The organism is Nodularia harveyana UHCC-0300 (assembly GCF_034931085.1).
Lineage (GTDB): Bacteria > Cyanobacteriota > Cyanobacteriia > Cyanobacteriales > Nostocaceae > Nodularia > Nodularia harveyana.
Genome location: NZ_JAYGHG010000028.1, coordinates 57,234 through 68,666 on the forward strand (window position 1 = coordinate 57,234; position 11,433 = coordinate 68,666).

Annotated in this window: 7 protein-coding genes and 1 pseudogene; 6 read left to right on the forward strand and 2 right to left on the reverse strand. The window is 39.3% G+C overall.

Annotated elements, in window-relative coordinates:
- Window positions 1-2,826: HEAT repeat domain-containing protein (locus VB620_RS15735; RefSeq protein WP_323197096.1), on the reverse strand; the 2,826-nt coding region annotated here is incomplete at its 3' end.
- 443 nt (window positions 2,827-3,269) lie between these two features.
- Here VB620_RS15735 and VB620_RS15740 point away from each other — a divergent pair.
- Complete coding sequence (locus VB620_RS15740) at window positions 3,270-4,700, forward strand: serine/threonine protein kinase (RefSeq protein ID WP_323197097.1); 1,431 nt, start codon at window positions 3,270-3,272, stop codon at window positions 4,698-4,700.
- A gap of 8 nt (window positions 4,701-4,708) precedes the next feature.
- Here the strand turns inward: VB620_RS15740 and VB620_RS15745 are convergent, their stop codons facing one another.
- Window positions 4,709-4,840 (reverse strand): hypothetical protein, encoded by a 132-nt coding sequence (locus tag VB620_RS15745; protein WP_323197098.1) that lies wholly within the window; start codon window positions 4,838-4,840, stop codon window positions 4,709-4,711.
- A gap of 1,145 nt (window positions 4,841-5,985) precedes the next feature.
- Between VB620_RS15745 and nifB the strand changes: the two genes are divergently transcribed.
- The 5 genes and pseudogenes from nifB to VB620_RS15770 all read left to right on the forward strand — a co-directional run.
- Window positions 5,986-7,428, forward strand: coding sequence for a nitrogenase cofactor biosynthesis protein NifB (gene nifB / locus VB620_RS15750; protein WP_323197099.1), 1,443 nt, complete (start codon window positions 5,986-5,988; stop codon window positions 7,426-7,428).
- Window positions 7,429-7,546: 118 nt separating this feature from the next.
- Entirely contained in the window at window positions 7,547-7,897 is a 351-nt protein-coding gene (locus VB620_RS15755) for a DUF362 domain-containing protein (RefSeq protein WP_323197100.1), read from the forward strand.
- Window positions 7,894-9,096 (forward strand): cysteine desulfurase NifS, encoded by a 1,203-nt coding sequence (gene nifS, locus VB620_RS15760; RefSeq protein ID WP_323197101.1) that lies wholly within the window; start codon window positions 7,894-7,896, stop codon window positions 9,094-9,096. Before VB620_RS15755 ends, nifS begins: the two co-directional genes overlap by 4 nt.
- 78 nt (window positions 9,097-9,174) lie before the next feature.
- A complete protein-coding gene (gene nifU, locus VB620_RS15765; protein ID WP_323197102.1) occupies window positions 9,175-10,065 on the forward strand; it encodes a Fe-S cluster assembly protein NifU in 891 nt (296 codons plus the stop codon).
- Window positions 10,066-10,469: 404 nt separating this feature from the next.
- Window positions 10,470-10,904: pseudogene (locus VB620_RS15770) on the forward strand (AAA family ATPase); the annotation flags it as partial.
- Between the last annotated feature and the right edge of the window lie 529 nt (window positions 10,905-11,433).

Here is an 11,433-nt window from a genome sequence, read left to right on the forward strand (position 1 = left end):
TCGCACATTCCAATGTTCATCAGTGGCGCATTGTTGGAGGAAGGTTTTGGTTTCGGGGTCATCCTTGTAATTGCTGGCTAATGCTTGGATGGCTGCATATCGCACATTCCAATGTTCATCAGTGGCGTGTTGTTGGAGGAAGGTTTTGGTTTCGGGGTCATCCTTGTAATTGCTGGCTAATGCTTGGATGGCTGCACGTCGCACATACTCACTATCATCATCAGAGGCACGTTGTTGGAGGAAGGTTTTGGTTTCGGGGTCATCTTTGTAATTGCTGGCTAATGCTTGGATGGCTGCATATCGCACATTCCAATGTTCATCAGTGGCGTGTTGTTGGAGGAAGGTTTTGGTTTCGAGGTCATCTTTGTAATTGCTGGCTAATGCTTGGATGGCTGCACCTCGCACATACTCACTATCATCAGTGGCGCGTTGTTGGAGGAAGGTTTTGGTTTCGAGGTCATCTTTGTAATTGCTGGCTAATGCTTGGATGGCTGCACCTCGCACATACTCACTATCATCAGTGGCGCGTTGTTGGAGGAAGGTTTTGGTTTGGGGGTCATCCTCCCAAGTCGTGACAATTGCTGCAAATGCTTGAGTACGAATTTGTTCTACTAGTTGCACTTCTGTAAAATCTACAGGTTTGTAATAATACCAAAGGTCATATTTAGTTAACTTTTTTAGCCAATTCAATAATTGTTTAGCCGTCGTCGCAATTACAGAACAATTCCTCACTTCTGCAAGACATTTAGCGGCTAAAAATATGTTGATAAACTTTTCATTTTCACCATCTTGTGACATCAAATAATCAATAATTTCACCAACAAATTCCGCTTCAATTATCCCAGAAATTAATAATAATACTTCATGCCAAGATTCATCTTGCCAGTGCTTACCAAAAACTTCAGTTTTCAAATCATCAATTTTAAGACTAAGTTTCTTCTCAAACTGCCAAACAAACTCCGAGGCACAGAAATATTCTAAAAATGTCCGATGCACAAAGGCATAATAATCTGCGCCCACAAAACATAACATAAAGTTACGAGTCCGCAGTTGATTAATCATCACCCGCGCCGCATCTCTGGGTTTTTCAAATTCTATAGTTTTCAGATATGCAGTGAAAATTACCTCTAAATCCTCTGCACTAATTGAGTTACCAGATAAATCTTTTCCACTGGTTTGCATATAATATGCAACTTGACGCAGCATTGCTTGCTTATCTTTATAATCAATGGTTTTGGGATCTAACCGCTTATCTTCCATCAAAGTTCGTTCTACGTCCCATTGATGCAGCAGTACCCGCGATGCTTGATTATAAAGTTCGGCTCTATCTCTGGGCAGTTCTTGGTTACGATTAAGAATTGCCATCATCGTCAATAGTAGGGGATTTCCTGCCAGTTCTGCAATAGATTTGGAAGTTTCAATTCCTCTTTGCAGTCGTTCCCGTTTTCTCACTTTATCTGCTTCATCGCTAAAAGTTAACTGATGCCAGCGATGAATAAAATCTTGAATTTGTTTTGGTTCTAAATCTTGTAATATAAAGTGGCGAAACTCAGCATCACGTAATTTTTGCGGCTTATAGCCAATGATGCGAGAAGTTACAATTACCTGCACATTAGGATATTGATTAGTAAAGCGATGGATATCGGTAATTACATCCTCTCTCTTACCAGTATCAAATACCTCATCCAAACCATCAAACATCACCAAAGCATTACCAGACTTTAGCTGTTCATTTAGTTGATGTTGATTCAAGTGTTCAATTGCACCGCTACATTTATGGAAAAATTCTAAAAAGTTATTACATTCTTTATTATCCCGTCGCCGCATATAAGTACGTAATTCAATAAGTAACGGAATCGGTTGTGTGATAACATTATTTAAAGGTGTTTCTCCCCAATTTAATGCAAGAAATTGTAATAATGTAGACTTGCCAGAACCAGGATCACCTAAAATCACAATATACTTATAATTTTGCTTTTTGTTAACAATATCCAATACTGAAAGTATCGGTTGTGATAAATAAACTTGGTTATGTCTTGCTAATTCTTCTGATTGCAGTTCTGCTTCAAGTTGGTCACTTTCTCGCAGCCGTCTCAGATGTTCTTTAGGAAGTTCGTGAATTTGTGGTAAAAATTTATCAGTTTCGCGGACATTTTGAGCGATAAACATCCGCCATAACTTGAGTTCGTTATAGGCATAACCGCTAGTATCTAAACTATCTAACTTGAGATTTCCATAGCACTCACGAATGCCTTCTTGATATCTTGGTAAGTCAAAACCTGGAGAAATACCAGCGATTTCTACAAGACTATCTTTAGCTGCTTCTAAATTTTCAGAATCTAAAATAGGACGTAGCTTATCTGATTCTCGAATAATTGCTTTAACTTTTTTCAAATATCGCTTACTTACTGTTTCCCATTTGAAATCATTGGGTGGAGTAGGTAGTTTCATTTGATACCAAGTATCGGCTAATGCTTTAAAATCTAAACTTTGGTTATCTGGACCAAATCCAGACCCTAAAATCTCCTTAATAACTGGATTATGAATAAATTTCTTTAAAGGCTGAATATATTTTTTAAGTTCTACATCTTCTAAATCTGCATCTTCTAATTCCTGCTGCATCAGTTGGAGAAATTCTTTTAAGGCTTTACCAGCAGCAATTTCAATATCTTCTTTTTTGAGTTTATCCAAAAAGCGCTGAGGAATACTTTTTAAGAAGTCTTTAGCCCAGTCCTTAGCCATATCTTTAGCTAAGTCCTCGAAAATCGGTTTAAAAATAAACCCGACAGCCTGAGTAACACCCCAAATAGCTAACCAATCAATCATACTTGTATCCGTTTAGATTTTGACTAGGAGTACATATACTATATTTTGTCATATTCCTGAATTTAAGGATAATTACAGAAATATCTGGTGTGATTTGGACTTATTTTTAATCCTGGCTGAGTCACCCCAAGCCTAAACCCAAGCTATAAGTATTTTATTTTTTGAGAATAATAAAAAAATGATGATGTATGATGTCCTCTGTAAATACATATAAAGGTCGGTATTATAAAACTATGTCTGGAACATAACTAAATTTTACATTTTATAAAAATCACCACATTTTTAAATATAGAATGTTACGATTAAGACTAAATTTATGACAAATCTCATCCGAGTCATTACTGATACGCTACAATTTACTTTTACCTATAAATCAGCGTAATTCATTATAAATCTCACAACTGCGTGCAGTCATAGCCTTAAATAAAAATGGGAGTGATGTTGTGTTTAAATCAGGGCAAATATTGCAAGAACGATATCAACTTCAACAACAGTTAGGACATACAATGGCTGGCCGTCAAACCTGGCTAGCAGAAGATTTGAATCATGTAAGTCATGAGTTAGTTATTCTCAAACTTCTGGTTTTTAACACTGAATTTAAATGGGATGATTTAAAGTTATTTGAGAGAGAAGCCCAAGTATTACAAAATCTCAATCACGAGAGAATACCCCGCTACCGAGATTACTTTTTAGTTGATAAAGAGCCAAATGCAGGTTTAAGTTGGTGGTGTTTAGTGCAGAATTATATTCCTGGTTCTACTTTACAGGATTTATTAGCCGAAGGCATAAAATTTAGTGAGTCAGAACTCAAGCAAATTGCTGGAGAAATTTTACAGATTTTAATTTATCTACATCATTTAAATCCTCCAGTTCTCCATCGGGATATTAAACCTAGTAATTTGATTCAGGGTGAAGATAAACATATATATCTGGTAGATTTTGGGGCAGTACAGGATAGAATGGCTGTTACTAAAGCAACTTTTACGGTAGTAGGTACTATTGGTTATACTCCAATGGAACAGTTTTGGGGAAGGGCTGTACCAGCTTCTGATTTATATGGTTTAGGAGCTACTTTAATTCATTTAGTTACAGGGGTTGCTCCGGCTGATTTACCCCAGAAAAATTTGCGGATTCAATTTGCAAGTCATGCTAGTATCAGTGCCAATTTTGTGAGTTGGATTCAGAAATTAACTGAACCAGATTTAGAAGAAAGATTCTCCACTGCTAATGAAGCATTTGAAGTATTTTCTCAGGGTTTTAAATCTAGAATTAGTCAAAAAAAGTCGCTACCTAATCAGAAATCTATATATCTTACTAGACCTTTTCTGGTGGTAACTAAAAATTCCCCAGAGGAGCTAGAAATTTTCAGGTATAAAGAATCAAACAACTATCAAAGATTGATAATTTTAATACCCGTACTTTTAATTCTCAGTCGGATTTTTGGGTCTTTAATAGTTGGTGGATTAATTCTCTTATTATTCTTTAGTTTCAGATCGAAAATATTAGATGTTGCGATGAATGAGAAAATTGATTTATTTCTGGCAAACCCACTAGCTAAAAAAACTAGTTTAATGAGTGAAAATGACTATGGTGGTTATCTTTACTTTAATAGCACTGAAAAAAGTTTTAGATTTCAGAATGTTTGGTTTGCTCAATTTCAGTCAAGAGTAGATTTTATTAAAAACATTCGCTCTATCTATGTATGTCAAAGACAGGACAATCGCGCTAATCAGTTTTTTCAGACAGATATTTCACAAAAGTGGGAAGTCGTTATCCGTACAGAGAGCGATCGCATTCGGTTGAATTGGCGGTTAAATGAGGAGGAGTGCGCTTGGTTGGTTGATGAAATTCAGACTTGGTTGAATAATTATTGAGGGGATAGTCAGGAATGAACAATGGCGATCGCAATTTCTTCCACATTCCTTTCACTATGAGCCAGATTTTGTAACTCTGCTTCAATGCGATCGCTGGATAGACAATATAGAATCAAGTCGAGCCAAGTACTTATACTCACGACTGTTTTAGTAGGTAATTTTAACCCCAAAACATAAAATAAATATAAAACGCATTTTTTCAGCGAAAAAAATGATAGGTTAGATACATAATCGGATTCCTTCGACATCGCAATTTTAACTTTGCGAAATCCCTAAACTATGCGCTAGTCGTCGGTTAATCTTCACTATCTGCTTATGATGTTTACTTACAGCGATTAATTCTCAATAGATGTATGATCAGAGTTAATGTAGTTCTTAGTTGATGGTTTTCAGGCGTTTCATCATGTTCACAATCACCTCGTTGACTAGGCTTTTACAGGAAAAACCAGGGTTTAAACTTGATATTTTCGCAATAACCTCAATGATTGACCCAAGGAGGAAAAATCATATCCTCAAACCCCAGACCCCATTTTTCTCTAAACAGTTAATTCACGTAAAGGTTAAGAAAAGATGAACTGCATTTTTTGGGCAAAAAAAATGATATGTTAGATACAGAATCAGGTTTCTCCGGTGTCCGAATTAGCATGATATTGACCTGATCTAGTTTTTCAGCCCTTTATCTCCTACTGTTTGCCGTTAAAAAGACGATTTAAGGTTGGTTTGAGTACAGTATTTATGTACTTAAAAATCTAGAAAAAATAGCATAAAACCTTTGATATACATGGGTTATAGCTGAGTACAAAGAAATCCTAAACCCCTATTTATAAATACTCGTACCCCAACTGAAAAATACTAGAACCCCTACCCGAAAAATAAATTTTTAATTCTTGTAAACCCCAGACAGACAGGGTTTAAAAATTCGAGTACAAAAGTAATAAATTCAATAAATTCTATACTTCATAAACGTTATCAGCCCTAGAAAAGGACTGCTATAACTCTTATATCGCCAATCACTCAAGGCTCTAACCACAAGTAACAGCCAAGAGTGAGTGGAGGGATGAGATAGCACCATACCTTAAGTGAATCGAAGTCGCGGCTGTAATCACAAACAAATTCTACCCCAGACCGAAAAGTTGATATACACCAGGCGAACTTCAGTAAACAGTAAACAGATAACTGATAACTGATAACTGAGTAAAAGACGCGACTTCAGTTCCTGGGTAAAGACAGTAGCAACGGCATCTCCCACTGTGGCATTTAGTCCACTGAACCATTGCGAAATTTAATGACACTACCGTCTTCCGGACTCGTCACCTCCGACCATCAGGACCCAGCATTAACCCAATCAAACTCAGGTGGTTGTGGATGCGACAGCAGCACCACCGTAGAAATGGATCAAAAGCTCCAAGAACGCATCGCTAAACATCCCTGTTATAGTGAAGATGCCCATCATCACTACGCCAGGATGCACCTTGCAGTTGCACCAGCTTGTAATATTCAATGCAACTATTGCAACCGCAAATATGACTGTGCTAATGAAAGTCGTCCTGGAGTAGTTAGCGAATTGCTGACACCAGAAGAAGCGGCTCATAAAGCTTTAGTGATTGCAGGCAAAATTCCCCAAATGACAGTAGTGGGAATCGCGGGACCTGGTGATCCATTGGCGAATCCTGAAAAAACTTTCCGCACTTTTGAGTTGATTGCAGACAAAGCACCAGATATTAAGCTTTGCCTTTCAACTAATGGTTTAATGCTACCTGAATACATTGACCGTATCAAACAACTGAATATCGATCATGTTACGATTACTCTAAATACCATTGACCCAGAAATCGGCGCTCAGATTTATTCTTGGGTTCACTACAAACGTAAGCGTTATAGAGGTGTTGAAGGTGCTAAAATTCTGCTAGAAAAGCAGATGGAAGGCTTACAAGCACTGAGAGAGGCTGATATTCTCTGCAAAGTTAACTCCGTGATGATTCCCGGAATTAATGATCAGCATTTGATCGAAGTCAATAAAATGATTCGTGAAAATGGTGCATTCTTGCACAACATCATGCCTTTAATTTCAGCACCAGAACATGGGACACATTTCGGCTTAACAGGTCAACGTGGTCCTACACCCAAAGAGGTGAAGTCTGTACAAGATAATTGCGCTGGCAACATGAAAATGATGCGCCATTGTCGCCAATGTCGAGCAGATGCGGTAGGATTATTAGGAGAAGACCGGAGCCAAGAATTTACTAAAGATAAGTTCTTGGAAATGACTCCAGAGTATGACCTAGAGCAACGGACTGTTGTTCATGAAGGAATTGAGAAGTTTAAAGAAGAACTAAAAATAGCCAAAGATAAGGCACGGACGGGCAAGACTTTTGCCAATAATCCTAAAATTTTAGTTGCAGTGGCGACTAAAGGCGGCGGTCTAGTTAACCAACACTTCGGTCATGCGAAGGAATTCCAAATTTACGAAGTGGATGGTGAAAAAGTTACCTTTGTCAGTCATCGTAAGATTGACCAGTATTGTCAAGGTGGATTTAGTGAAGAAGCCACTTTTGAACATATTATGGGAGCGATCGCCGATTGTAAAGCAATTTTAGTTTCCAAGATTGGTAACTGTCCTCAAGAGAAATTGCAAGCAGCCGGAATACAGACTGTAGAAGCTTACGATGTAATCGAAAACGTGGCTTTGGAATTCTACGAGCAATATGTCAAGGAGTTAGGGAATTAGGGAGTAGGGAGTAGGGAGTAGGGAGTAGAAAGTAGGGAATATTTACCACTTATTACTCACCACTCTCGACTCACCCCTCACCTCTCACGACTCCCCAATCTTCAAAAGGAGAATAATCATGGCTTACCAAATCACCAGCCAATGTATTTCCTGTAATCTTTGTCTACCTGTATGTCCCACTAATGCAGTGAAGGTAATTGACGGTAATTATTGGATTGATCCTGAACTCTGCACAAACTGCTTTGGGACTGTTTACTCAGTTGCTCAGTGTCAAGCTACTTGTCCCACCTGTACTGGTTGTGTGAAACAATCCAATGATTATTGGGAAGCCTGGTTTGCTAATTACAACCGCTCTTTAGCCAAATTAACCAAGAAACAAGATTACTGGGAACGTTGGTTTAACTATTATTCCCAAAAATTCTCCGAGCTATCTCGGAATCAGAGCGAAGTCATAGGTGTATCAGGATGAGCATCATTTATCTAGACAATAATGCCACAACGAAGGTAGATCCAGAAGTTTTAGAGACGATGCTCCCTTATCTGCGGGACTACTACGGTAATCCTTCTAGTATGCATACCTTTGGTGGACAATTAGGCAAAGCAGTAAAAACAGCACGCCAACAACTAGCAGCGCTAATTGGTGCTGATGAGTCAGAAATTGTTTACACCAGTTGCGGTACTGAGGGAGATAACGCCGCGATTCGCGCCGCACTTTTAGCACAACCAGAAAAGCGACATATTATCACTACGCAGGTTGAACACCCAGCAGTTTTGAATGTCTGCAAACAACTGGAAACCCAAGGTTACACTGTTACCTATCTCTCGGTAAATCGTCAGGGACAGTTAGATTTAGCGGAATTAGAAGCTTCCTTGACTGGAAACACCGCTTTGGTAACAATTATGTATGCCAATAACGAAACCGGTACGATTTTTCCTATAGAGCAGATTGGGTTAAGAGTTAAAGAGTATGGCGCAATCTTTCATGTGGATGCTGTGCAAGCAGTGGGAAAAATTCCCCTCAACATGAAAACTAGCACCGTGGATATGTTAACTCTGTCCGGTCATAAGATTCATGCTCCCAAGGGAATTGGTGCTTTATATGTGCGGCGCGGTGTACGGTTCCGTCCCTTGCTGATTGGTGGACACCAAGAACGTGGCCGGCGGGCAGGAACGGAGAATGTTCCAGGTATTATTGCTCTAGGTAAAGCGGCAGAATTAGAACTCTTGCATTTAGAAGAGGCTACCACGAGAGAAAGAAAACTGCGCGATCGCCTGGAACAAACTTTACTCGCCAAAATTGCTAACTGTGAAGTTAATGGCGACCCAACGCAGAGATTGCCGAACACCACAAATATTGGTTTTAAATACATTGAAGGTGAAGCAATTCTACTTTCTTTGAATAAATACGGTATCTGTGCCTCATCTGGTTCTGCTTGTACTTCTGGTTCTTTAGAACCTTCCCACGTCCTGCGGTCAATGGGTTTACCCTACACAACCTTACATGGTTCCATTCGTTTCAGCCTGTGTCGTTACACTACAGAAGCTGAAATTGACCAAGTGATCGAGGTAATGCCCAGTATTATCGAACGTTTACGCGCCATGTCACCCTTCCAAAATGATGATGCGGGTTGGCTACAAGGACAGGAAAAAGCAGTAACTCATAGCTAAGGACGTGGGTATTGGGAAGATATCCCCCAATCCCTCCTCCCTCATCCCCAATCTAAAATCTAAAATCTAAAATTGACCATGTGGGACTACACAGATAAAGTATTAGACTTGTTTTACAATCCCCAAAATCAGGGAGCTATTGAAGAAACTGGCGAAGCTGGTGTTAAGGTTTCAATGGGAGAAGTTGGTAGTATTGCTTGTGGTGATGCCCTGAGATTGCACTTGAAAGTGGAAGTAGAATCTGATAAAATATTAGATGCTAGGTTCCAAACATTTGGCTGCACCAGTGCGATCGCCTCTTCCAGTGCTTTAACCGAAATGGTCAAAGGTTTAACCCTAGATGAAGCCTTGAAAGTTTCTAATAAAGAGATTGCAGATTACCTCGGCGGATTGCCAGAAGCTAAAATGCACTGTTCTGTCATGGGGCAAGAAGCTCTAGAAGCTGCCATATATAATTATCGTGGCATACCTCTCCCCACCCATGACGACGACGAAGAAGGTGCATTGATTTGTAGCTGCTTTGGGATCACCGAAGCCAAAATCCGCCGTGCAGTTCTAGAAAATCATCTTACTGATGCGGAACAGGTAACAAATTATGTAAAAGCTGGTGGCGGATGCGGTTCCTGTTTAGCGAGTATTGATGATATTATAAGAGATGTAAAGGAGAAAGCCGCCGTACCTGCTCTCAACAACCAAAGTACCGGAGTTGCTCAATCTCAAAAACCTCTTACCAACGTCCAAAGAATTGCACTCATTCAAAAAGTCCTAGATGAAGAAGTCAGACCAGTGCTGATTGCTGACGGTGGAGATGTAGAACTTTACGACGTAGAAGGCGATAAAGTCAAAGTCATACTCCAAGGAGCTTGTGGTTCTTGTTCTAGCAGTACAGCCACCTTAAAGATTGCGATCGAAGCTAGGTTACAAGAGCGTGTAAGTCAAAACTTGGTAGTTGTAGCAGTCCAGCCATAAACTGCAAGTTTGCACACTGCACAAATACATTCTGTGAAACATTCAACAGTAACAGCAGTAGGATTTGAACCAGATAATTTTCGCCACATCAAAGCTTCATTCCTACTGCACACAGACCCTATAAGAATCTGCATTGATTCACCAATCACTTATTTGCACTCTGTTTATACTCCGCAAATATTCGTAAATTTCATCAGTTCTTTGTCATTAAATTGACAAGTGGCAAAGGACACCCAATACATAAACTTAACCCTGAACTATTATGACACCAACAACCATTAATTATGCTGTGGAGCGATCGCCCCCGGCGACGTTCTACAACCAGCGCTCACTGCTGTAGCTCAACAGGCGTGAACGTCAACACACAGACCCGCTAACCAACCAATCTCAGGAGACAAATAATCATGGCAACTGACGAAAAAATCAGACAGATAGCTTTCTACGGTAAAGGTGGTATTGGTAAATCTACCACTTCTCAAAACACCTTGGCAGCTATGGCAGAAATGGGTCAGCGCATCCTTATCGTCGGTTGTGACCCCAAAGCTGACTCTACCCGTTTGATGCTACACAGTAAAGCTCAAACCACCGTTCTTCACTTGGCTGCTGAACGTGGTGCAGTTGAAGATTTAGAGCTTGAAGAAGTAATGCTCACCGGTTTCCGTGGTGTTCGTTGCGTAGAATCTGGTGGTCCAGAACCCGGTGTTGGTTGTGCAGGTCGTGGTATTATCACCGCCATCAACTTCTTGGAAGAAAATGGTGCTTACCAAGACGTTGACTTCGTATCCTATGACGTACTAGGTGACGTTGTATGTGGTGGTTTTGCTATGCCTATCCGTGAAGATTAAGCTGTGATTTCTAGGGTTTTTGATATTCGGTTAATTGGAATTTTTTATTTTTTCTTGCCCTATTTCTTCCCTGGAAAAGTTGGCACAAATAGGCAGTTTGTTTGATTTATATTCTATTATTTACCCTATTTTATCCCTGGTGTCAATATCCATACATGAATTTTGATAAATGGGTTACTAATGGATAATTCATTATTGATAGTTTATTAATTTAACAAAGTATAAATATAGGCTTGAAATATAAGACATATAAAGGCTCTAAAACTCAAGGCAAATTGTTCTACAATAAAAAAAATATGTTTTATATATAGAATTATTTATTTTGATAATTTTCACACATGATTTAAAATTGCTTTAGGCAATCTACAATCCAAACTATCTAATATGACTGAATTTAAACGTAACCGTTCAGGGGGGGGTGGAAGAGCGATCGCCAAAGGAGGGGCTGAGTCCTGCGGATATGCTTGTGCGTTCGCCCATCGCTAAAAATTCTCCCCAAAATCTGATAAATTAAGTGATATGG